The sequence below is a fragment of the Paracoccus maritimus genome (assembly GCF_025195095.1).
Taxonomy (GTDB): Bacteria; Pseudomonadota; Alphaproteobacteria; order Rhodobacterales; family Rhodobacteraceae; genus Paracoccus; species Paracoccus maritimus.
Genome location: NZ_JANAVZ010000002.1, coordinates 52,109 through 73,861, shown reverse-complemented (window position 1 = coordinate 73,861; position 21,753 = coordinate 52,109). Strand labels below are relative to the sequence as shown.

Sequence of the window (21,753 nt, the reverse complement as noted above, 5' to 3'; positions counted from 1 at the left end):
CGACAGTCCATAAGATATCGAGCCTCATGAAACGCCTGATCGCCCTCGACATGCTGCGCGGCTATGCGCTGGTCTGCATCATGCTGGACCACATGCCGGTGTCCACGCTTCGCGGGTTCACGCTGGCCAATTTTTCGATCTTCGACGCTGCCGAGTTGTTCGTTCTGTTGTCGGGCTTTCTCGTCGGTCTGGTCTGGCTCGGGGTCGAGCGCAAGGACGGGCGCCCCGCCGCGCGCTGGCGCTTTGCCCGCCGCGCCTTCGAGGTCTGGCGCGCGCTGGTTGTGGGCGGGATCGTCATGGCACTGCTTTCGGCCGGATTGCTTGAGGCCGGCATGAAGCATACCGCGATCTGGAACCAGTATGCCGAATGGGTGATCGAGAATCCGTGGGGCTATCTGGGCGTTCTGGCGACGATGTGGCTGCAGCCCAACCTGCTGGACGTGCTGGCGGTCTATGTAGTCCTGATCGCATCTGCGCCGCTTCTGGTGCCGATCCTGCTGAGATTTCCGTTCAGCTTCGCTGCGGGCTCGGTGGCGCTTTGGTGGTTTGCCCCGATCCTGAACTCGCTGGTGCCCAACCATCGCGATGGCGGGCTGCTGTTCAATCCGTTCGGATGGCAAATGCTGTTCTATTCCGGCGTGGCGATGGGTCTGTTCCGGCAACGCTTCATGCCGGTCCTGATGCCGCACGCGAGGCTGATCACAATCGTCGCCTGGGCGATGTTTGCCTTTGGCGCGACCATCGTCATCGCCTCGAAATTCGGTGAACCCGCGCTGCCGCTGCGCAACGCGCTGAAGCTAGTCTATGGCAGCATCGACAAATGGCCGCTGGACGGCACCCGTTTTCTGGCCATCCTTGCCGCCAGCTGGCTGGTCGCCGTGCCGTTGGCCGGCATCATGGAACGGCTGGCCTCGACCCGGGCCGGAGTCGGTCTTCAACAGATCGGCAGGGGCGGCCTGTGGTCCTTCATCGCCTGCGTCATGCTGTCCGTGATCGGTGATGCGTTCCAGATGAACCCGCCTGACCAGGGATTCCTGCGCAAGCTTGTCGTCGATCTTTGGGCAATCCTTGCGCTGTGGTGGCTGGCGGCGATCTGGCTGCAATGGGGGGCGCCGTGGCAGAAGCGCGGCAAATAGCATCTCTGGACCGCAAGCCGCGCCGGACGGGGCAGTTCAACATTGCCCCTAGGTCAGCTTTTCGGTAACAGGCGCGGTCACGGGTGCAACGCCCGTGCCACGGCCCGACGACCGCCGCAGGAGGAGAGGACATTGCTGGATCTGACGACCATCCGGGCAGAGCTTGAGACGCATTACGATCTTCAGCCCTCGCTTGAGCTTGCCGAGAGCATGTCCGATATCCATGCCCGCATGGAACGCGTCGTGCCGTTGCCGGACTGGGCCATCGCAGCGCCCTATGTGAAGGCAATCAACGATCTGAAACGTGAACGCAACGCCGTGGTTCTGGCGCATAACTACATGACGCCGCAGATCTATCACGGAATCTCGGATGTGGTGGGCGACAGCCTTGCGCTGGCCATCGAGGCCACGCGGGTCGAGGCCGACGTGATCGTGCAATGCGGCGTGCATTTCATGGCCGAAACCTCGAAGATCCTGAACCCGGCCAAGACCGTACTGATGCCCGACATGGAGGCCGGTTGTTCGCTGGCCGAAAGCATCACCGCTGCGGGCATCGCGGAAATGCGCGCCCAGTATCCCGGGGCACCCGTCGTCAGCTACGTAAACACCACGGCCGAGGTGAAGGCAGCCTCGGACATCTGCTGCACCTCGGCTAATGCGGCCCAGATCGTCGCGGCGATGGAGGGTGAGACGGTGATCATGACACCGGACAAGTATCTGGCCCAGAACGTCGCGAAACAGGTGCCGCAGAAGAACATCGTGTGGTGGGATGGACGCTGCATCGTGCACGAAAAATTCACCGCACAGGATCTGCGCGATTTTCGTGGCTGGCACCCCGATCTGAAGATCATCGCCCACCCCGAATGCCCCCCAGATGTGCTGGCCGAGGCGGATTTTGCGGGCTCGACCGCCGGAATCCTGGACTGGGTCGGCCGCGAACGTCCCGGACAGGCAATGCTGGTCACCGAATGCTCGATGGCCGCGAATATCTCGGACGCGCATCCCGAGGTCGAGTTTCTGGGGCCGTGCAACATGTGTCCCTATATGAAAAAGATCACGCTCGAGAAGGTGCTGTGGTCGCTGCACACGATGACCGGCGCGGTCGAGGTCGCACCCGACATTGCCGACCGCGCGCGTGTCGCGGTTCAGCGCATGATCGATCTGTCGCGCCAGCTGGCGGCCTGAGGATCGCCCGCGCATGAGGCAGATCGCCACCGACCGTGTCGTGATCGTCGGTGCCGGACTGGGTGCGCTGTATGCGGCGCTGAAGCTTGCCCCGCGTCCGGTGTTGATGATCTCACCCGATCCGCTTGGACAGGGTGCCAGCTCAGCCTGGGCTCAGGGCGGGGTCGCCGCGGCGATGGACCCTGCGGACAGTGCCCGATCGCATGCGCGCGACACCGTAAGTGCCGGAGCCGGCACCGTCGATCCCGACATCGCGGAACTGGTCACCGACGAGGCGCGCGCCCACATCCTTGACCTGACCTCCTTCGGCACGCCTTTTGATCGCACACCCGAGGGCGGCTATGTCCTGTCGCGCGAGGCGGCGCACAGTTTCGCCCGCGTGGTGCGGGTCAAGGGCGACCAGGCCGGGGCGGAAATCATGCGCGCCCTGGTTTCCGCCGTCCGCGACACACCGTCGGTGCAGGTGCTGGAAGGCGCCATGGCGACCGGGCTGGTGACCACCGGCAGCCGCGTGACGGGGGTGCAGATTGCGCGCACCCATGGTTCGCATTCCGTCCAGATCCTGGCGCCGGCAGTCCTGCTGGCGGGTGGCGGCTCGGGCGGTCTGTTCGCGGTCACGACCAACCCGCCGCGCATCTGCGGACAGGTGATCGGCATGGCGGCCCGCGCAGGCGCGATCATCGCGGATGCCGAATTCGTGCAGTTCCACCCGACTGCGATCGACTGCGGCGAAGACCCCGCACCGCTGGCGACCGAGGCGCTGCGGGGCGAAGGCGCGCAGTTGCGAAACCGGCAGGGCGACCGTTTCATGCAGGCGCTGCACCCTGACGCCGAACTTGCGCCCCGCGACATCGTCGCGCGCGCGATCTATGCGCAGGCGCAGGCCGGGCTGCGACCGGTTCTGGACACACGCGCCTGTCTGGGCACGCGCATCCTCACCGAATTTCCAGCGGTCGCCGGCGCCTGTCTGCGAAACGGTATCGATCCGACGACCCGGGCGATCCCCGTGGCTGCTGCCGCCCATTACCACATGGGCGGAATCGCCGTGGACAGCACCGGCCGCGCCAGCCTTGACGGGCTTTGGGCCTGCGGCGAGGCGTCCTCGACCGGGCTGCACGGCGCGAACAGGCTGGCCTCGAACGGGTTGCTGGAGGCTTTGGTCTATGCGCGGATCTGCGCTGCCAACATCCAGAAGACGATCAGGATGACGGCGGATCCCGCCACTGTTGCGCTGCCCGACCTGCCTGCCGGGGAACTGCCCGACGCCGATCTGGTCACGCGACTGAGGCGCGCGATGACCGACGGGGCTGGCGTCGTGCGTGACGAGGCGGGCCTGCGACGGGCACTGACCGAAATCGCGACGATCGCGTCGCTGCAGCCGGATTCCGACAACCTTCTGAACATGACAGCCACGGCGACGCTGATCTGCGCGGCCGCGCTGCAGCGCAGGGAAAGCCGGGGCGCACATTACCGCTGCGATTTTCCCGATGCCTCCCCCACCCCCACGCGCAGCCACCTGACGCTGGCAGACGCGATGGCCATCCGCGATGCGATTGCCACGGAGATGATATGACGAACGCCACCTCCCCCCTGCCCCCGATGATCCTTGAACCGCTGGTCCGTGCCGCGCTGATCGAGGATCTGGGCACAAATGGCGACATCACGACCCGCATCGTGATCCCCGCCGGCACACGCTATTGTGCGCGCATCCGGTCACGCGAGGCCGGGGTCGCCTCGGGGATGGACCTTGCCCGGATCGCGTTCCACCTGATCGATCCGACGCTTGATGTGCGCATCCTGCGGGCCGACGGGATGGCCTTTCAGACCGGCGACGTGCTGGCCGAGATCGAAGGCGATGCGGCATCTATCCTGTCCGCCGAACGGGTTGCGCTGAACTTTGCCGGACGTCTGTGCGGCATTGCCACGATGACGGCCGCCTTCGTGGCCCGAACCCAGGACACCGCCGCACGCGTCACATGCACCCGCAAGACGACACCCGGATTGCGGATGGTCGAGAAACAGGCGGTGCTGCATGGCGGCGGCTTCGCACACCGTTTTTCGCTGTCCGATGCGATCCTGATCAAGGACAATCACATCGCCGCGGCGGGCGGCATTCGACCGGTCCTGCAAGCCTGCAAGGCCCACGCATCGCACATGATGCGGGTCGAGATCGAGGTGGACCGGCTGGAGCAGCTGTCCGAGGTGCTGGACGAAGGCGGCGCCGATGTCGTTCTGCTGGACAACATGGACACGGCGACACTGCGCCAAGCTGTTGCCATGGCGCAGGGCCGCGTCGTTCTTGAGGCGTCGGGAAACATGCGGCTGGGTCGGATCGCCGAAGTTGCAGCGACCGGCGTGGACTATATTTCCTGCGGCGCGCTGACCCATTCGGCGCCGACGCTGGATCTGGGACTGGATTTCTGACCAGACGGGGCACGCAGATTCCGCCCACGAGGATCACAGAAAAATGAACCGCCCGTGCTGGCGAACGCATGTCGCGCGCCCAACATACCGGTAGATGCCGCGACAGCGGCGTAGCAGTTCGGGCATTGCGTTCGCCCTGCCCTACCCGTGGCGACCTGACGGAGGCCAGACATGTCGGCAGCACGGCACCGAAATCCTGCCAGGCCACTGATGGCGGTGAATCGCGGCAATGTCAGGCTGCGGGGACTTGCCGCGCGCGATCATGCGCTGCACGCCGCCCATCTGCTGCGCCTGACAGCGCAGGACAGACGCGCGCGATTTAACACCGCGCTCAGCGACGACGCGATCCTTGCCTATTCCCGGAACCTCGACTGGCGGCACGTCTGGGTCTTTGGTGCATTTGTCGACGGCACGCTGCGGGGTTTGGCAGAGCTGATTCCGGACAAACAGGGCAAAGAGGCCGAACTGTCCGTTTCGGTCGAGCGCGCCTATCAACACGCAGGCATCGGCAAGCTGCTGAGCCTTGCGATGGTGCTGATCGCGCGCCGCACGGGCATCGGCACGATCCACATCTTTCATGTGCCCGACAATCTGGGCATGCGGGCGCTGGCGCGCGATCTTGGCGCGACGACCATCGTCGAGCCCGGCCTGCTGGAAGGGGTGGTCAGCCTGCCCGCCGGACCGACGCCGCATGCAGGCGAGGCGCGGACGCGCTAGCCCGCCGGTCGCGCCGCCGCCTCGGCCCGCGGATAAAGCCGTGCCATCGTCAGGCCACGCGCGACATTCAGGATCATCAAGGCGGCCCATAGACCGTGATTGCCCATCACCGGCGGCAGGACGATGACCGCGGCCACATAGACGGCGACTGCCTGCAACATCGCGATCCGCAGCTCTCGCGTCAGGGTTGCGCCGATGAAGATCCCGTCGAACATCCAGCCGGCCACGCCAATCAGCGGTGCAAAGCCAAGCCAGACCAGATATTGACGCGCCTCGGCACGCACCTCGGGGGCGCTGGTCAGCAGATCGACGATGGCCCCGCCGCCGAACCAGAAAAGAACCCCCAAGGCCAGCGCACCGCCCAGCCCCCATTGCGATGTCAGGATCGCGGACCGGCGAACATGTTCGGGGCGCCGCGCGCCGACCGCTTGGCCCACGAGGGATTCCGCCGCGAAGGCAAAGCCATCCAGTGCGAAGGCCGTGATCGACAGGAACTGTACCAGCACCTGATTTGCCGCCAGCGTGACATCACCTTCCGCCGCACCAAGGAACAGGAACGTCGTGAAACTTGCCTGCAGCAGAACCGAACGGATCATGATGTCGACATTGATGCGCATGAAACGGTTCAGCTGATCCCGGGCGAACAACGTTGCCAGGTTGCGCGCCGCGGCCAAGGCGGAACGCAAGACATGGCGCGCCATCCACAGCCCCAGTGCCAGCCCGGAACATTCGGCGATCAGCGTGGCCCAAGCCACACCAGCGACGCCCAGCCCAAGTCCCAGCACGAACCAGATGTCCAGCGCGACATTCAGTCCGTTCTGCAACAACTGCAGTGCCAGGACCGAACGGGTCCGTTCCACCGCGATCAGCCACCCCGTGATCGCATATAGGCCGATGGTAGCCGGTGCCCCCCAGATGCGGATCTGAAGATAGTCGCGCGCCAGCATCTCGACCTCGGCGCTGGCGGGTGCGATGCGAAAGGCAGCCCAGAACAAGGGTATCTGCAGCGCGACGATCATCAGCCCGACAGATCCCGCGATGGTCAGCGCGCGCAGCAGATGGGCACCGACCTGAGCCTCATCGCCCGCGCCGTGGCTTTGTGCCACAAGCCCGGACGTGCCCATGCGCAGGAAACCGAAGATCCAGAAAATCGACGTCAGGATCACCGCGCCGATGCCGACCGCGCCGATCGGCTCGGCCCGGCCCAACTGCCCCACCACGCCGGTATCAACCAGACCCAGAAGCGGTACGGTCGCGTTCGACAGGACAATGGGCAAGGCGATGTTAAGAACCCGCCGATGGGTCAGCGGGCCGATCTGGGTCTTCATCGGTCGCGGCCTATCCCTGCGGCATCAGGAAATGTCCTGTCGCCTGCGCGAACAGTCGGGCGCGGTTGTCCTGCCATGCCTCGACATGGACGCTGGCATAGCGCCGCCCGGACCGCACGACACGGGCCCGCGCATAGGCGTCACGCGGCAGACCGCTGCGCAGGTAGTCGACGGTGAAATCGATCGTCTTGGGCAGGCGTGGCAAGCTGTCAGGCACGGCAGCATCCGGCGCGATACGTCCGGATTCCAGATCTTCCCACATCGCGGTCCAGGACAGTTCGATGATCGCTGTCATTTCCAGGAATGCGGCTGTCACCCCACCGTGCAATGCCGGCAATGCAGGGTTGCCGATCAGTTTCTGGTCGAAAGGCAGCACCGCGGTCAGTTCGTCACCGCGACGGTCGAACATGATCCCCAGCCAGTTCATGTAAGGCACGCCGGAAACAAGCGCTTTCAGCGCCGAATCGCGCCGGGACTTGATCTGCTCCAGGGGTTCGTTGCGATCCATGGCGCTTACCTCTCGGCCGTGAAGGTTCCGGTTGCGGTCGCGACCGGGTTCTGGTCGTCCTCGTCCACCGCGACGGCGCGCAGAAAGGCCACGCTGCGCGTCATGTGATAGCATTCTGCCTTTGCGGTGATCCGCTGTCCGGGCTCGGCGGCACGCATATAGTCGATGCGCAGATCGATCGTCGCGGTCGAGCGCGGCGTTGCGGGATGCATCATCACCGCGGCGCCGCAGCAGGTATCCATCAGCGCCGATACCACGCCGCCGTGCACGACGCCTCGCCTTGGATCGCCGACAAGATGCTCAGCCCAAGGCATGCTGATCGTGGCGCGTCCCGGTCCCAGGTCATCGACCTGCATCCCCAGCGCGCGGGCATGCGGGATCGCGCCGATGAACTGCTGCGCAATCCTTATCCGGTTTTCATCGTCCTGCGTGTCCCTGTCATCCATCGGCTTCGGCGCCTCCTTGCGGTTCCTGCACAGGCTTAGCCGTCCGAACCGTATGTTCTCAACCCCGATCGACTCTGACGCGCGCAAAGGTTGAGAAGCATCCGGCAAGGGGCTAGCTTGTCTGACGGATGAACCGTCACGGAGATATCGGATGCCGGACGAGCGTGAGATCAGCTTCAAAGACATGTGCGCGCGTTTCGACGTTACGCCCCGGACATTGCGGTATTACGAGTATATCGAGCTTATCAGCCCGCGCCGTGAAGGCAGGTCACGCCTTTACGGCGCCCGAGAAGTTGCGCGAATGACACTGATTCTGCGCGGACGCCGCTTTGGCTTCTCGCTCGAGGAAATCCGCCAGTGGCTGTTGATCTATGAACAGAAGGGCAGCCGTGAACAGCACGAGGTTTGGCTTGCGCTGGCCGATCGCCAGTTGAAGCTGCTGGATGAACAGATCGCCGAATTGCAAAATGCGCGCGACGATCTGAAATCGCTGCGGGACAAGACCAGCGATCAGGTGGACGGCGCCGATTAGGCGCCGGCGCCACCTCGCGAAGCCGTGACGCAGCGTCCCGCTTACGTTCGCGTCAAGCAGCCCCTATATCGTCTCTGAGGATCGGCAGAAGCCCGCGAAGGAGGCGTCACGTTTCATGCCAAACGACGACCTGATGACGATACGCGAAATGTGCGATGCGTTCGATGTCACGCCGCGCACACTGCGTTTCTACGAGGCACGGGAATTGATCTTTCCCGAACGCCGCGGTCAGCACCGGCTATATGATCGCCGCGACCGCGCCCGGTTGATTCTGATCCTGCGCGGAAAGCGGTTCGGGTTCAGCCTGGAACAGATGCGCCAGCTTCTTGAAATCTACGAACCGGGCGGCTGCAACCGCACCCAGATCGCCGCGACCCTTTCGGTCGGCCGCGAACGGCTGGCGGACATGGAACGCCAATACGCCGAACTGCGTGAGGCCATCGACGAACTGAAACAGCATATCGCAGACGCCGAGCAACGCCTTGCCACGGCCCAAGACGACACGAAGACAGGATAACAGCATGCCTTCATACACCCCCCCCGTTCGCGACCTGCAATTCGTGCTGCAAGACTTGCTGCAACTGCAGCATGCCAAGCTGCCGGGCCACGAGGATCTGGATCCCGATTTCACCGAAGCGATCCTGGATGCAGCGGGCAAGCTGGCGGCCGAAGTGATGGCCCCGATCAACGTCTCTGGCGACCGGCAGGGCTGCAGTCTTGAAAACGGCATCGTGCGTACGCCCGAGGGTTTTAAGGCCGCATATGACGCGCTGAAGGAGGGCGGCTGGACCGCCTTGGACTGTGACACCGAATTTGGCGGCCAGGGCCTGCCGGTGGTGATGGGACAGGCCGTCAGCGAAATGTTCTCGTCCGCCAACATGGCGTTCGCGATGTATCCGGGCCTCGCCCATGGCGCCTATTCGGCGATCCACGCCCATGGTACCGAGGCCCAGAAGCAGCAATATCTGCCGCAGATCGTCAGCGGCGAATGGACTGGCACGATGAACCTGACCGAGCCGCATTGCGGCACCGATCTGGGTCTGTTGCGCAGCAGGGCAGAACCGCAGGACGACGGCAGCTATCTGATCTCGGGTCAGAAGATCTTCATTTCGGCCGGCGACCACGACCTGTCAGAAAATGTCATCCATCTTGTGCTGGCCAAGGCGCCCGGCGGCGGCGAAGGCACCAAGGGCATCTCGCTGTTCATCGTTCCGAAATTCCTGGTGAATGAAGACGGTTCGCTGGGCGAACGCAACGCAGTCAGCGTCGGCAGCCTTGAAGAAAAGATGGGTATCCACGGCAACGCCACCTGCGTCATGAACTACGACGGCGCGAAAGGCTGGCTTCTGGGTGATCTGCACAAGGGCATGCGGGCGATGTTCACGATGATGAACGAGGCGCGTCTTGGCGTCGCCTTGCAGGGCTATGCCTGCGCCGAGGCCGCCTATCAGAACGCGGTCGCCTATGCCAAGGACCGGTTGCAGGGCCGCGCGGCGACGGGCGTGCAGAATCCCGAAGGCGCCGCCGATCCGCTGATCGTGCATCCCGATATCCGCCGCAGCCTGATGGACCAGAAATCCTTCGTCGAAGGCGCGCGCGCATTGGTTCTGTGGTGTGCGCATCTGATCGATCGCGGCCAGAACGGCGATGCCGAGGCCGAAGGCCTCGTGTCGCTGCTGACGCCGGTGGCGAAAGGCTTTCTGACCGACCGTGGTTTCGACGCGGCCGTGCAGGCCCAACAGGTCTTCGGCGGACACGGCTATATCGAGGAACATGGCATGAGCCAGTTCGTTCGGGATGCCAGGATCGCGATGATCTACGAGGGTGCCAACGGCGTGCAGGCGCTTGACCTGGTTGCGCGCAAGTTGCCGCAGGATGGCGGTCAGCACATCATGGCGTTCTTCGAACGTGTCAAGACGTTCTGCAAGCAGCATGCTGACAACCAGATGCTGGCCGACGATTTCATCGCGCCGCTGAAATCGGCCTCGAAGGATCTTCAATCTGCCGCGATGTACTTCACTGAACGCGGCATGAAGAACCCCGACGACGCGTTGTCCGGATCCTATGACTTCATGCATCTGTTCGGGCATGTCGCGCTTGGCTTCATGTGGGCGCGCATGGCCGCTGCCGCGCAGTCCGCGCTGGATGCCGGCCAGGGCGATGCTTCTTTCCTGCAGACCAAGCTGACCACGGGACGCTATTACATGAAGCGTCAGTTGCCGATCACGTCGACTCATCTGGCCCGCATTCAGTCCGGTGGCGAACCCGTCATGGCGCTGGACGCGGACCTGTTCTGACACGCAGCGGTATGAGAAGGTCGGAATGGGTATTTGTGCAAAAAGGAAGCACGAATGCCTCCCGGCCGCTCGCATGCTGCGGCGGGGCGGACGTTGACGGCCCCGGAACCGGGACGACTTCTCCCTTGGCGGCCACTGGCTACTCAGCCTGTACCGCGGAAGCCGTTCCAGCAATGCAAGGTTGAAGAAAGGCTAACCCCCATCTTCTTCTTTGCGGAAATACCCCGCGAGGGGTGCGGCGGGCGCAAAGCCCCCCGCGGCAAGGAGGAGATATGACCGCTCAACTCTGGTGTTTTGGCGAATCCGGCAATGCCTACAAGGCGGCGCTGACGATGCAGTTGGCGGGCTACGACTGGTCGCCCGTCTATGTCGATTTCTTCAATGGCGAGGCGCGCGGTGCCGCGTTTCGGGCGCTGAACGAAATGGGCGAAGTGCCGGTCTTCCGCGAGGGTGATCTGACGCTGAGCCAATCCGCCGTGATCCAGTTGCACATCGCCGAGCGGACCGGGAAATTCCTTGGTCGCGATCGGAACGAAACGCTGCGCTGGCTGATGTTCGACAACCACAAGCTGTCCGCGCAGGCGGGACCGCTGCGCTTTCTGATGAACTTCCTGCCGCCGGAAAAGCGTCCACAGGGCGGCATCGACTATCTGCAGGGCCGGGTGAAATCGGCCTACAAGATCCTGGACGATCATCTGGCCGGGCGCGACTGGATCGCCGACGATGCACCGACAATCGCCGACTTCGCCTGCTGCGGCTATCTGTATTACCCCGAACCCTTCGGCTTCGACCGCAAGGAATGGCACCATATCGACCGCTGGCTGGACGGAATCGCCGCCCTGCCCGGCTGGAAACACCCCTATGACCTGATGCCCGGCAATCCATCCGACCGGGCGCCCAAGGAGGACATATGACCGACGCATTCATCTATGACGCCGCCCGCACGCCGCGCGGCAAGGGCCGCCCCGATGGCAGCCTGCACGAGGTCACCTCGCTGGCGCTGTCCGCGCGCCTGCTGAACGCCGTGAAGGAACGCAACGGGCTGGAGGGCCATGCGGTCGAGGACGTGATCTGGGGCAACGTTACCCAGGTCAAGGAACAGGGCGGCTGCCTTGCCCGCAGCGCGGTGCTGGCCTCGGATCTGGACGAACGCATCCCCGGCCTGTCGATCAATCGCTTCTGCGCCAGCGGCATGGAGGCCGTGAACCTGGCCGCGAACCAGATCCGGGGCGGCGCGGGTCAGGCCTATATCGCCGGCGGCGTCGAGATGATGGGCCGCGTTGCAATGGGCAGCGACGGGGCGGCCATCGCGGTCGATCCCAGTCTTGCGATGAAGTCCTACTTCGTACCGCAGGGCATCAGCGCCGACATCATCGCGACCGAATACGGCTTTGATCGCGATCAGGCCGACGCACTGGCGCTGGAAAGCCAGCGCCGCGCCGCGCAGGCATGGCAGGAAGGCCGGTTTGACCAGTCGATCGTCCCGGTTCTGGATCAGAACGGTCTGACCATCCTCGACCGTGACGAATACATGCGCCCCGGCACCACGATCGACGACCTTGCCAAGCTGAAGCCCGCCTTCAAGGAAATGGGCGAAATGATGCCCGGTTTCGACAAAGTGGCGATGCTGAAATATCCGCATCTGGACCATATCGAACATATCCACCACGCCGGGAATTCGTCGGGCATCGTGGACGGTGCGGCGGCCGTGCTGATCGGTAACGAGGAATTCGGCAAGGCCCACGGACTGAAACCGCGTGCCCGCATCCGCGCCACCGCCAAGATCGGCACCGATCCCACGATCATGCTGACCGGTCCGGTCCCCGTGACCGAGAAGATCCTGAAGGACAGCGGCATGTCCATCGGCGATATCGACCTGTTCGAGGTGAACGAGGCGTTTGCCTCGGTCGTGCTGCGTTTCATGCAGGCTTTCCAGGTCGATCCGGCCAGGGTGAACGTCAATGGCGGTGCCATCGCCATGGGCCACCCGCTTGGCGCGACCGGCGCGATCATCATCGGCACCCTGCTGGATGAGCTGGAGCGCCAGGACAAGAATGTGGGTCTGGCGACCCTGTGCATCGCGTCCGGCATGGGCGCGGCCACCATCATCGAACGCGTGTGAGGGATCAGACCATGACCGATTTCACGATGGAAAAAGGCGCCGACGGCGCCGCGATCATCACCTGGGACGTTCAGGGAAAATCCATGAACGTTCTGTCGATGGAGGGCGCGAACACCCTCAGCGAACTGATCGACGACGCGCTGGCCGATGACGCGGTCAAGGGCATCGTCATCACGTCGGCCAAGAAGGATTTCGCCGCCGGGATGGACCTGAATGTCATCGCCGGGATGCGTGACAATGGAGGCGCGCAGGGCGTCTTTGACGGCGTGATGAGCCTGCATCACCTGCTGCGCAAGATCGAACTGGCAGGCATGGACCCCAAGACCAAGAAAGGCGGCAAGCCCATCGCGGCCGCCCTGCCCGGCACCGCGCTTGGCATCGGGCTGGAACTGCCGCTGGCAACACATCGCATCTTTGCGGCCGACAACGCCAAGGCCAAGATCGGCCTGCCCGAAATCATGGTCGGCATCTTTCCTGGCGCCGGCGGCACGACCCGCCTGACCCGCAAGCTGGGCGCGATGGCAGCGGCCCCCTTCCTGCTGGAAGGCAAGCTGTCGGACCCGAAGAAGGCAAAGGCCGCCGGGCTGATCGACGAGGTGGCGGACGATCCGGTCGCCGCCGCCAAGGAGTGGGTGCTGAACGCATCGGACGCCGACATCGTCAAGCCCTGGGATGCCAAGGGCTACAAGATGCCGGGGGGCGAGCCGTTCCATCCCGCAGGCTTCATGACTTTCGTTGGTGCATCCGCGATGGTGCATGGCAAGACCATGGGCGTCTATCCGGCGGCCAAGGCGCTGCTTTCGGCTGTCTATGAGGGGGCCTTGGTGCCCTTTGACCAGGCGCTGAAGATCGAGGCGCGCTGGTTCACCAATGTGATGATGAACCCCAGCAGCAGCGCGATGATCCGCAGCCTGTTCATCAACAAGGAGGCGCTGGAAAAAGGCGCGAACCGCCCTGAAGCGCCCGACCAGACCGTCAGGAAGGTCGGCATCCTTGGCGCGGGCATGATGGGCGCGGGCATCGCCTATGTCAGCGCGATGGCAGGCATCGAGGTCGTGCTGATCGATGCAAAGCAGGACAGCGCCGAAAAGGGCAAATCCTATTCGGAAGGCCTGCTGGACAAGGCGATCAGCCGCAAGAAATCGACCGAGGAAAAGAAGGCCGAGGTGCTGGCCCGGATCACCGCAACGACGGATTACGACGTCCTGAAAGGCTGCGACCTGATCGTCGAGGCCGTGTTCGAGGATCCGTCCGTCAAGGCCGAGGTCACGAAGAAGGCCGAGGCCGTGATCCCCGAGGATGCGATCTTCGCCACCAACACATCGACTCTGCCGATCACTGATCTGGCAGGTGCCAGCAGCCGCCCGGAACAGTTCATCGGCATCCATTTCTTCAGCCCGGTGGACAAGATGCTGCTGGTCGAGATCATCAAGGGCAAGGCGACTGGTCCCCGCGCCGTCGCCAAGGCGCTGGATTTCGTGCGCCAGATCCGCAAGACGCCGATCGTGGTCAATGATGAACGGTTCTTCTACGCCAACCGCTGCATCATCCCCTATATCAACGAAGGCATCCGCATGGTCGGCGAGGGCGTGAACCCGACCCTGATCGAAAACGCCGCAAAGATGATGGGAATGCCGCTGGGGCCGCTGCAACTGGTCGATGAGACCAGCATCGACCTGGGTGTGAAGATCGCCAAGGCAACCCGCGCCGCGATGGGCGACGCCTATCCTGACGATGCCGTCGATGAGGTGATCTTTGCCATGGCCGATGCAGGCCGCATGGGCCGCAAGGCGAATGCCGGCTTCTACGACTATGACGAGAAGGGCAAGCGTCAGGGTCTGTGGAGCGAGCTGGAGACCCGCTATCCGCACGCGGACGACCAGCCTGATCTGACCGAGGTGCAGCACCGGCTGATGTTCGCCCAGACGCTGGAGGCCGTGCGCGCACTGGAATCCGGCGTGCTGGAAGACATCCGCGAAGGCGATGTCGGGGCGATCCTGGGCTGGGGCTTTGCGCCCTGGTCGGGTGGACCCTTCGGCTGGCTGGACATGCTGGGCGCCGCCCGTGCGGTCGAAATCTGCGACGGACTGACCGAACGCCATGGAAACCGCTTCGCAGCGCCCAGGCTGTTGCGCGACATGGCCGACAGCGGGGACAGCTTCTACGGAAGGTTCGGGTCCGGCGCGCGCGCCGCGTGATCGACCGGCCCCTGCTCTGGCGACAGGGTGACGGGCTGTGGCGAGGTTGCAAGGGGGGCGAGGTTTCGTCCCCCTCGACCGTTGATCCGTCCCGAAATCAGCATATGCTGCAGCGCAACATGCGTCCGGCCTTCGCCGACAGATGCTTAGCAAAAGGACTGCGTCCATGACCGAAGATACCCGCCGCCGCGCCGAAGCCACGTTGAAGGATATCGAGGACGTGACCTCGGTCGTGCTACCCGAGCCAGGTCAGGATCCGGTCACGCTGGATAAGGCCGATGCCCCAACCAGTGACGAGATCCGGCGCCGCATGGCCGAGATCGACATCGGCGACACCGGCTCGATCGTTCGCTTCGGCACCCGCGCTCAGTCGGAGTTGCAGGAGATCAGCCAGAAGATGCTGGCTGATGTCAAAAGCAAGGATGTCGGTCCCGCCGGGGAAAGCCTGCGCGAGATCGTGACGACGATCCGGGGATTTTCCAGTTCGGAACTGGACATGCGCCGCGGAAGAAGCTGGTGGGAGAAACTGCTTGGGCGGTCCGCGCCCTTCGCCAAGTTCGTCGCCAACTACGAGAAGGTCCAGACCCAGATAGATCGCGTGACGTCAGATCTTGAAACGCATGAACAGCGCCTGCTGAAGGACATCAAGGCGCTGGACATGCTGTATGACCGGACGCTTGGGTTCTATGACGAACTTGCCCTTTACATCGCGGCGGGCGAGGCGAAGCTGCATGAACTGGACAGCGAGGTGATCCCCGCCACCGAAGCGGCGGTCCACTCGGCAGGCGAGCCAGATCAGGTGATGCAGGCGCAGGAACTGCGCGATCTGCGCGCGGCCCGCGACGATCTGGAACGGCGTGTGCACGACCTGAAACTGACTCGGCAGGTGACAATGCAGTCGCTGCCTTCGATCCGTCTGGTCCAGGAGAACGACAAGTCGCTGGTCACCAAGATCAACTCGACCCTGGTCAATACCGTCCCGCTTTGGGAAACTCAGCTTGCGCAGGCCGTCACCATCCAGCGCAGCGCCGAGGCCGCACGCGCCGTCAAGGAAGCCGGCGACCTGACAAACGACCTGCTGACCCGGAATGCGGAAAATCTCCGTCAGGCCAATGCCCAGATCCGGACCGAGACCGAACGCGGCGTCTTCGACATCGACGCAGTCAAAACCGCCAATGCCGAACTGATCGCGACGATCGAGGACAGTCTGCGTATCGCCGATGAAGGTCGCGCGCGCCGGGCCGCCGCCGAAGAAGACCTGACCAAGATGGAAAGCGAGTTGCGCGATGCGCTGGCCTCGGCCACCGCGCGCCGGCAGGCCGCCCCGTCGGAGCGGATCGGCAAACCATGAGCTTGGCGGCGCCTTATCGCCCGGCATGGCTGGGCGCCGGACTGATGCTGCTTCTGGCCGCGTGCAATTCGACGCCCGATGTCGCGGGAGTGCCGCCCGTGCCGCGCCCGGCGCTGCCACAGCCCGAATCCCAGGGCCCCAGCCAGGCGGAACTGCGCAAGGCCCGCGCCGAAAGAAATCGCGCCCTGAACGCCACCGCGGCAAGCGCACAAGCCAATGTCAGCCGGGCCAGCGACCAGAGGCAGGCCGAATACCAGGAGATCGAGGCGCGGCTTCGTGCCGCCGGCCGGCTGCGCCGTGACCGGGTTCCCATGGACGCACCGATTGACGCTGACCGGCTGGCCCGCGACTTCATCGAGATCGCTCTTCGCGACGAATACAGCCGTGATGGTGACCAGCTGGTCCAGAACGCACACAGCGCCCCGCTGCGCCGTTGGCAGGTTCCTGTCAGGATGCAGGTCGAATTCGGCGATACCGCCGATACCGCTGCGCGACGCCTGTATCGCGCCGAGATCGCCTCGTTCGCCACACGGCTGCGGGGTGCCAGCGGACACCCCGTCGAAACCGTCCAAAGCAAGGGCAATTTCCTGGTTCTGGTCTTGAACGAGGATGAGCGCGCTGCCGTCATGCCGATGCTGCTGCGGCTGATGCCCGACCTGCCGGCACGCGACGCGGCGGCGTTGCGCGATCTGGATCCGCGCAATTTCTGTTCGGTCTTCGCGTACTCTCGCGGCGACGGCGCCGTCTATGTGCGCGCGGTCGCGCTGATCCGTGCCGAACTGCCGCCATTGTTGCGCAGTTCCTGCATCCACGAGGAACTGGCACAGGGCATGGGTCTGGCCAATGACAGCCCTGACGCACGCCCCTCGATCTTCAACGATGACGAGGAGTTCGCCCTGCTGACCCGACATGACGAGTTGCTGCTGCGGATCCTTTACGATCCGCGCCTGCGCCCCGGAATGACTGAGGCAGAGGCCGCGCCGATCATCCGCAGGATCGCGCAAGAGCTTGTCGGAACACCCTGACCTGCAGAGACAGGAACCTTCGACCTCGGCGATCCGTTTGTCAGGCGGCTGGCATCGTGCCAGAACTGATCGCAAGGATCGGGCGGCCCTCGCCGCGCGCCGACATCAACAAGGAGATCGACGTGAGCATCCGCTATCTGCACACCATGGTCCGGGTCAAGGATCTGGAAAAGACGATGGAATTCTTTCGCCTGCTGGGGCTTGAAGAGACCCGCCGCATCGACAACGACAAGGGGCGGTTCAGCCTGGTGTTCATGGCGCCACCGGATCAGCATGAATGCCCCGTCGAACTGACCTATAACTGGGACGGCGATGAAGGCCTGCCCTCGGACAGCCGCCATTTCGGGCATCTCGCCTATCGTGTCGAAAACATCTACGAGATGTGTCAAAAGCTTCACGACGCCGGCGTCACGATCAACCGCCCGCCGCGCGACGGGCACATGGCATTCGTTCGCAGCCCCGACAATATCTCGATCGAGCTGCTGCAAGAAGGTGAGAGCCTGCCACCGCAAGAACCTTGGGCCAGCATGGAAAACACCGGCCACTGGTAAGACTTGGTCGCAGTCGGGAACGGCTGCGGCATTCGCGGGGCACGGCGCCCTCACAACGCCATGTCCCGCGTGTGGCCGAGAACTGTACCGCCTAATAGATATAGCGGATCTGTTCGGACCAGAAACGTTCGATCCGGCGGTTCTGCAGGTTGACCTGTTCCAGGGGCGGATCGTCCAACACGCCCGACATCGCCAGCCCCTCGGCATGGCGCAGGAAGAGACCATGCACCAGCAGCCGCACGTCGAGCCCTTCATCGGTCAGCCTGACACGAACCGAGCGGCGATCCATGTCGCAGCGTTCGTGATGGACATATCCCATCGTGACCAACTTCTTCAGGTTATAGCTGACATTTGACCCCTGATACATTCCACGCGATCTCAGTTCGCCCGCCGACACTTCGGATTCGCCAAGATTGTACAGGATCAGTGCCTGAACGGGTGTCAGGTCGTTTCGTCCGAGGCGTTCGAATTCGTCCTTCACCAAATCCAGCATCAGCCGATGCATACGCTCCAGCAACTGCAGCGATTCCAGATAGGCTTCGGTGCTGTCCTCGATCTCGCTGATCGCGGGTTTTGTGGCGTTGCCGCGTTCAAATTGTGGCATGTGACTCAGCATGAATTTCTGTCCCGTCAGGATCATTCCGCGACCCAGACTAGAACAGAAAAGCGAATCTTCAGTTAATCGCGCTGACCCTCGAAAAAGCACCCGCGATCCGGTTTCAGTCTTGTCCCGCCAGTCGGCCAGCCGCGTGATCGGCGATCCGGTCCAGGATCGCGGACAACTGCTTCGGGCCGCGGTCTGGATCGGGATTTCCCGTCACCCGCCGCGTCACCCAAAGATACAGATCCTGATCATTCTCGGACAAAAGCGCCTCGTATGCCGAAAGATCGTCCTCGGGCAGATCCGCCAGCGGACCGTCCGCGAAATGGCCCAGGATCAGATCCATTTCCTTCATGCCGCGACGCCAGCTGCGCATCCGCAGGCGACGCATCCGAACCGTCTGAAACTCGTCCGGCTCGCTCATGCCCGGTCCCTTTCGGCGGCCCAGGCACGCACCAAGCGTCCGCGATCAGCGGCTGACCGATCCTGCATTGACCATACTCCTGTATCGCGACCGCCATCCATCGGCGTGCCTTGCTTGTGGCTCCGCGCATCGCAGCGTAAGCCATGCTGGCACGCAGTTCAAACCGTCGAGGTTCCCATGAGCTTTCTGGCCGACCGGCTGGCGCGAATCAAGCCGTCACCGACCATCGCGATGACCACAAGGGCGTCCGAGATGCGGGCCCAAGGGCACGACATCATCAGCCTGTCGGCGGGCGAGCCCGATTTCGACACGCCCGAACATATTCGCGACGCCGGCAAGGCCGCGATCGACGCGGGCCATACGCGCTATACGCCGGTGGATGGCACCCCATCGCTGAAGCGGGCCATCTGCGACAAGTTCGCCCGCGAGAACGGCCTGGACTATGCGCCGTCGCAGGTCAGCGTCGGGACAGGCGGCAAGCAGATCCTGTTCAACGCGCTATTGGCAACACTGGATCATTGCGACGAAGTCGTGATCCCTGCCCCATATTGGGTCAGCTATCCCGACATGGTCCTGCTGGCCGGGGGCGTGCCGGTGATCGTCGAATGCGGAATCGCCGACGGTTTCCGTCTGACCCCGCAGGCACTGGACGCCGCGATCACGCCAAGAACCAAATGGCTGATCCTGAATTCCCCCTCGAACCCGTCGGGTGCGGGCTATTCGCGTGATGAAATGCGGGCATTGACCGATGTGATGCTGCGCCATCCGGATGTGTACATCCTGTCGGATGACATCTATGAACATCTTGTTTTCGACGGGTTCGAATTCGTGACGCCCGCGCAGGTCGAACCGCAGCTGAAGGACCGCGTGTTGACCATGAACGGCGTCAGCAAGGCCTATGCGATGACCGGATGGCGTATCGGTTATGGTGCCGGGCCCGAAAGCCTGATCCGTGCGATGGCAAAGCTGCAGTCACAGTCCACCTCGAACCCCTGCTCGATCAGCCAATATGCCGCCGAGACGGCGCTGACGGGGCCCCAGGATTATGTGGCCGAAAGCCGCGACGTGTTTCAGCGCCGGCGGGATTTGGTCGTTGCGGGGTTGAATGCCTGTCCGGGCATCGACTGCCCGGTTCCGCAGGGGGCGTTCTATGTGTACCCGTCCATCGCCGCGCTGATCGGCAAGACCAGCGCCGCGGGCACGCGGATCGACGACGACGAAGCCTTCGCCAACGCGCTGCTCGACGAGACCGGCGTGGCCGTGGTGTTCGGCGCAGCATTCGGCCTCAGCCCGCATTTCCGCATCTCTTATGCGACCAGCGACGCACAGTTGACCGAAGCCATGGCGCGAATCCGCCGCTTTTGCGAAGGATGCAACTGAGCCGCAAACCACGCGTTGGGCCAGCCCGAGCAGGCAGAAGGAGAATGCAATGCTGTCTCGCAATGCGCTGGTGGTCGTCGCCGACGGCCATACCGCAACACTGTTCCGGAACCGCGCCCGTCACGGGCTGGATCTGGAACAGACACGCCATCTGACCCAGCAGGACTTCGCGGATGCCGAACTGGAAGCCAATTCAACGCGCGATGTCGATGAAGCCGCCTTCGCCGCTGGGCTTGCGCATTTCCTGAACGATCTGGTGTTGCGTCAGAAGGCGGATGAACTGGCAGTGATCGCCGATCCCACGACATTGGGACAGCTGCGCAAAAAATATCACAAGCAGTTGCAGCAGCGGATCGCGAAAGAGGTGGCCAAAACACTGACGGGCGCGGATCGTACAGCGGTCGCGAACGCGCTCAGTTGAGCCACGCGAAAAAGGGGCCGAATATTCGGCCCCTTCTCATTTCCGCCTACTTGCCGTTGCAGCGCTTGTCGTAGGGTTTCACCCCCAGATGATAGGGAATCTTGAAGCGACGGTTCTTTTCAGCGCGCCGGCTACTCCAACGCTCGATCATCCGGCCCGCTCGCGCGGCAAGCTGCCGAAACGACGTCACAGCGCCGTCCAGCCGCCATCGACGCTGATCGTCGTACCGGTGATCTGAGCAGCCGCATCGCTGCACAGGAACACAGCCGTGTCGCCGATCTCTTCCACGGTTGCGAATTCCTTCGACGGCTGTCGCGTCAACAGGACGTTCTTCACCACCTCCTCGCGGCTCATGTTGTATTCCTTCATCGTGTCGGGGATCTGCTTTTCGACCAGCGGCGTCAGCACATAGCCCGGACAGATGGCGTTGCAGGTGATCTTTTCCTGCGCGGTTTCCAGCGCCGTGACCTTGGTCAGGCCGACCACCCCGTGCTTGGCGGCGACATAGGCGGACTTGAACGGGCTTGCGGTCAGACCGTGGGCCGAGGCGATGTTCACCACCCTGCCCCAGCCTGCCTTGCGCATCATCGGCAGGGCAGCGGCGGTCGTGTGAAATGACGACGACATGTTGATCGCGATGATCGCATCCCATTTCTCGACCGGGAAATCCGGGATCGGAGCAACATGCTGGATCCCGGCGTTGTTGACCAGAATATCGCACTGGCCGGCCTGCTCGACCAGCGCCCGGCATTCGTCGCCCTTGGACATGTCGGCCTTGATATAGCGAACCTTTACCCCGTGCTGACGCGCCATTTCCTCGGCAAGGGCGTGGTCTTCGTCATTGTCGGTAAAGCTGTTCAGCACCAGATCGGCGCCGGCGTTGGCAAGCTGATGTGCGACGCCCAGTCCGATCCCGGAATTCGATCCCGTCACCACCGCCGTCTTGCCTGTCAGAAATTTCTCGAACATTGGTTTCCCCGATCAGTTTCGCGTTCGCCGGCAGCTTAACTGTCCCTCAGGGGCGGCGCAGCCGGAAAACCGCGCATTCGCCGCATCGCAGCGGCCACGATGACAACGTCGGGTATTCTGCCTCGTTCCCTCATGGCT

Annotated in this window: 22 protein-coding genes; 16 read left to right on the top strand and 6 right to left on the bottom strand. The window is 63.5% G+C overall.

The annotated features are described in order from the left end of the window. Positions 1-26 precede the first annotated feature (26 nt). From opgC to MU516_RS03460, 5 genes are all read left to right on the top strand, one after another. A complete protein-coding gene (opgC, locus tag MU516_RS03480) occupies positions 27-1,136 on the top strand; it encodes an OpgC domain-containing protein (RefSeq protein WP_260275809.1) in 1,110 nt (369 codons plus the stop codon). A gap of 132 nt (positions 1,137-1,268) precedes the next feature. Beyond that, the gene (gene nadA / locus MU516_RS03475; RefSeq protein ID WP_260275808.1) at positions 1,269-2,321 is read left to right on the top strand and encodes a quinolinate synthase NadA; all 1,053 of its coding nucleotides are present in this window, start codon (positions 1,269-1,271) and stop codon (positions 2,319-2,321) included. A 13-nt stretch (positions 2,322-2,334) separates the two neighbouring features. Beyond that, the gene (locus tag MU516_RS03470; RefSeq protein WP_260275807.1) at positions 2,335-3,894 is read left to right on the top strand and encodes an L-aspartate oxidase; all 1,560 of its coding nucleotides are present in this window, start codon (positions 2,335-2,337) and stop codon (positions 3,892-3,894) included. Then, the gene (nadC, locus tag MU516_RS03465) at positions 3,891-4,745 is read left to right on the top strand and encodes a carboxylating nicotinate-nucleotide diphosphorylase (protein ID WP_260275806.1); all 855 of its coding nucleotides are present in this window, start codon (positions 3,891-3,893) and stop codon (positions 4,743-4,745) included. Before MU516_RS03470 ends, nadC begins: the two co-directional genes overlap by 4 nt. Positions 4,746-4,955: 210 nt before the next feature. Beyond that, positions 4,956-5,462, top strand: a complete 507-nt coding sequence (locus MU516_RS03460) for a GNAT family N-acetyltransferase (protein WP_260275805.1) — start codon at positions 4,956-4,958, stop codon at positions 5,460-5,462. Here MU516_RS03460 and MU516_RS03455 read toward each other — a convergent pair. The 3 genes from MU516_RS03455 to MU516_RS03445 are packed head-to-tail and all read right to left on the bottom strand — an operon-like array spanning position 5,459 to position 7,744. Beyond that, on the bottom strand, positions 5,459-6,790 hold the full coding sequence (locus MU516_RS03455; protein ID WP_260275804.1) for an MATE family efflux transporter: 1,332 nt from the start codon (positions 6,788-6,790) through the stop codon (positions 5,459-5,461). The two genes, MU516_RS03460 and MU516_RS03455, sit on opposite strands and share 4 nt — an antisense overlap. A gap of 10 nt (positions 6,791-6,800) precedes the next feature. Continuing rightward, positions 6,801-7,298: a PaaI family thioesterase gene (locus MU516_RS03450; RefSeq protein WP_209056386.1), complete on the bottom strand. Its 498-nt coding sequence runs from the start codon at positions 7,296-7,298 to the stop codon at positions 6,801-6,803. A gap of 5 nt (positions 7,299-7,303) precedes the next feature. Further along, positions 7,304-7,744, bottom strand: coding sequence for a PaaI family thioesterase (locus tag MU516_RS03445; protein WP_260275803.1), 441 nt, complete (start codon positions 7,742-7,744; stop codon positions 7,304-7,306). A gap of 151 nt (positions 7,745-7,895) precedes the next feature. Here MU516_RS03445 and MU516_RS03440 point away from each other — a divergent pair, with 151 nt between their 5' ends. The 9 genes from MU516_RS03440 to MU516_RS03400 all read left to right on the top strand — a co-directional run bounded on the left by MU516_RS03440 (position 7,896) and on the right by MU516_RS03400 (position 17,820). Beyond that, positions 7,896-8,276, top strand: a complete 381-nt coding sequence (locus MU516_RS03440) for a MerR family transcriptional regulator (RefSeq protein ID WP_260275802.1) — start codon at positions 7,896-7,898, stop codon at positions 8,274-8,276. Between the two features lie 115 nt (positions 8,277-8,391). Further along, complete coding sequence (locus MU516_RS03435) at positions 8,392-8,793, top strand: MerR family transcriptional regulator (RefSeq protein WP_260275801.1); 402 nt, start codon at positions 8,392-8,394, stop codon at positions 8,791-8,793. Between the two features lie 4 nt (positions 8,794-8,797). After that, positions 8,798-10,573 carry an acyl-CoA dehydrogenase C-terminal domain-containing protein gene (locus MU516_RS03430; protein ID WP_260275800.1) on the top strand — a complete coding sequence of 592 codons (1,776 nt, stop codon included), beginning with the start codon at positions 8,798-8,800 and terminating at the stop codon, positions 10,571-10,573. A 272-nt stretch (positions 10,574-10,845) separates the two neighbouring features. Next, positions 10,846-11,487, top strand: a complete 642-nt coding sequence (locus tag MU516_RS03425) for a glutathione S-transferase family protein (protein WP_260275799.1) — start codon at positions 10,846-10,848, stop codon at positions 11,485-11,487. Continuing rightward, positions 11,484-12,695, top strand: coding sequence for an acetyl-CoA C-acetyltransferase (locus MU516_RS03420; protein ID WP_260275798.1), 1,212 nt, complete (start codon positions 11,484-11,486; stop codon positions 12,693-12,695). The genes MU516_RS03425 and MU516_RS03420 overlap by 4 nt, the downstream gene beginning before the upstream one ends. A gap of 11 nt (positions 12,696-12,706) precedes the next feature. Beyond that, positions 12,707-14,893 carry a 3-hydroxyacyl-CoA dehydrogenase NAD-binding domain-containing protein gene (locus MU516_RS03415; RefSeq protein WP_260275797.1) on the top strand — a complete coding sequence of 729 codons (2,187 nt, stop codon included), beginning with the start codon at positions 12,707-12,709 and terminating at the stop codon, positions 14,891-14,893. A 166-nt stretch (positions 14,894-15,059) separates the two neighbouring features. Beyond that, positions 15,060-16,244, top strand: a complete 1,185-nt coding sequence (locus MU516_RS03410; RefSeq protein ID WP_260275796.1) for a toxic anion resistance protein — start codon at positions 15,060-15,062, stop codon at positions 16,242-16,244. Further along, entirely contained in the window at positions 16,241-17,269 is a 1,029-nt protein-coding gene (locus MU516_RS03405) for a DUF2927 domain-containing protein (RefSeq protein WP_260275795.1), read from the top strand. Before MU516_RS03410 ends, MU516_RS03405 begins: the two co-directional genes overlap by 4 nt. Positions 17,270-17,391: 122 nt before the next feature. Continuing rightward, complete coding sequence (locus MU516_RS03400) at positions 17,392-17,820, top strand: VOC family protein (RefSeq protein WP_260276245.1); 429 nt, start codon at positions 17,392-17,394, stop codon at positions 17,818-17,820. A gap of 91 nt (positions 17,821-17,911) precedes the next feature. Here MU516_RS03400 and MU516_RS03395 read toward each other — a convergent pair whose 3' ends face one another. Both MU516_RS03395 and MU516_RS03390 read right to left on the bottom strand, forming a co-directional pair. Next, a complete protein-coding gene (locus MU516_RS03395) occupies positions 17,912-18,325 on the bottom strand; it encodes a winged helix DNA-binding protein (protein WP_260276244.1) in 414 nt (137 codons plus the stop codon). 214 nt (positions 18,326-18,539) lie between these two features. Beyond that, a complete protein-coding gene (locus tag MU516_RS03390) occupies positions 18,540-18,845 on the bottom strand; it encodes an FAD assembly factor SdhE (protein WP_260275794.1) in 306 nt (101 codons plus the stop codon). 177 nt (positions 18,846-19,022) lie between these two features. On the opposite strand from MU516_RS03390, the gene MU516_RS03385 reads away from it, so the two are divergent. Both MU516_RS03385 and MU516_RS03380 read left to right on the top strand, forming a co-directional pair. Then, on the top strand, positions 19,023-20,225 hold the full coding sequence (locus tag MU516_RS03385; protein WP_260275793.1) for a pyridoxal phosphate-dependent aminotransferase: 1,203 nt from the start codon (positions 19,023-19,025) through the stop codon (positions 20,223-20,225). A gap of 49 nt (positions 20,226-20,274) precedes the next feature. Continuing rightward, complete coding sequence (locus MU516_RS03380; RefSeq protein ID WP_260275792.1) at positions 20,275-20,646, top strand: baeRF12 domain-containing protein; 372 nt, start codon at positions 20,275-20,277, stop codon at positions 20,644-20,646. Positions 20,647-20,832: 186 nt separating this feature from the next. Here the strand turns inward: MU516_RS03380 and MU516_RS03375 are convergent, their stop codons facing one another. Further along, positions 20,833-21,615, bottom strand: a complete 783-nt coding sequence (locus MU516_RS03375) for a 3-hydroxybutyrate dehydrogenase (protein WP_260275791.1) — start codon at positions 21,613-21,615, stop codon at positions 20,833-20,835. Between the last annotated feature and the right edge of the window lie 138 nt (positions 21,616-21,753).

Coding starts and splice junctions, on each gene's coding strand:
- MU516_RS03380 (WP_260275792.1), top strand. CDS start 20,275: ATGCTGTCTCGCAATGCGCTGGTGGTCGTCGCCGACGGCCATACCGCA.
- opgC (WP_260275809.1), top strand. CDS start 27: ATGAAACGCCTGATCGCCCTCGACATGCTGCGCGGCTATGCGCTGGTC.
- MU516_RS03390 (WP_260275794.1), bottom strand. CDS start 18,845: ATGAGCGAGCCGGACGAGTTTCAGACGGTTCGGATGCGTCGCCTGCGG.
- MU516_RS03375 (WP_260275791.1), bottom strand. CDS start 21,615: ATGTTCGAGAAATTTCTGACAGGCAAGACGGCGGTGGTGACGGGATCG.
- MU516_RS03460 (WP_260275805.1), top strand. CDS start 4,956: ATGGCGGTGAATCGCGGCAATGTCAGGCTGCGGGGACTTGCCGCGCGC.
- MU516_RS03425 (WP_260275799.1), top strand. CDS start 10,846: ATGACCGCTCAACTCTGGTGTTTTGGCGAATCCGGCAATGCCTACAAG.
- MU516_RS03415 (WP_260275797.1), top strand. CDS start 12,707: ATGACCGATTTCACGATGGAAAAAGGCGCCGACGGCGCCGCGATCATC.
- MU516_RS03385 (WP_260275793.1), top strand. CDS start 19,023: ATGAGCTTTCTGGCCGACCGGCTGGCGCGAATCAAGCCGTCACCGACC.
- MU516_RS03470 (WP_260275807.1), top strand. CDS start 2,335: ATGAGGCAGATCGCCACCGACCGTGTCGTGATCGTCGGTGCCGGACTG.
- MU516_RS03435 (WP_260275801.1), top strand. CDS start 8,392: ATGCCAAACGACGACCTGATGACGATACGCGAAATGTGCGATGCGTTC.
- MU516_RS03405 (WP_260275795.1), top strand. CDS start 16,241: ATGAGCTTGGCGGCGCCTTATCGCCCGGCATGGCTGGGCGCCGGACTG.
- MU516_RS03450 (WP_209056386.1), bottom strand. CDS start 7,298: ATGGATCGCAACGAACCCCTGGAGCAGATCAAGTCCCGGCGCGATTCG.
- MU516_RS03455 (WP_260275804.1), bottom strand. CDS start 6,790: ATGAAGACCCAGATCGGCCCGCTGACCCATCGGCGGGTTCTTAACATC.
- MU516_RS03410 (WP_260275796.1), top strand. CDS start 15,060: ATGACCGAAGATACCCGCCGCCGCGCCGAAGCCACGTTGAAGGATATC.
- MU516_RS03430 (WP_260275800.1), top strand. CDS start 8,798: ATGCCTTCATACACCCCCCCCGTTCGCGACCTGCAATTCGTGCTGCAA.
- MU516_RS03445 (WP_260275803.1), bottom strand. CDS start 7,744: ATGGATGACAGGGACACGCAGGACGATGAAAACCGGATAAGGATTGCG.
- nadC (WP_260275806.1), top strand. CDS start 3,891: ATGACGAACGCCACCTCCCCCCTGCCCCCGATGATCCTTGAACCGCTG.
- MU516_RS03440 (WP_260275802.1), top strand. CDS start 7,896: ATGCCGGACGAGCGTGAGATCAGCTTCAAAGACATGTGCGCGCGTTTC.
- MU516_RS03395 (WP_260276244.1), bottom strand. CDS start 18,325: ATGCATCGGCTGATGCTGGATTTGGTGAAGGACGAATTCGAACGCCTC.
- MU516_RS03420 (WP_260275798.1), top strand. CDS start 11,484: ATGACCGACGCATTCATCTATGACGCCGCCCGCACGCCGCGCGGCAAG.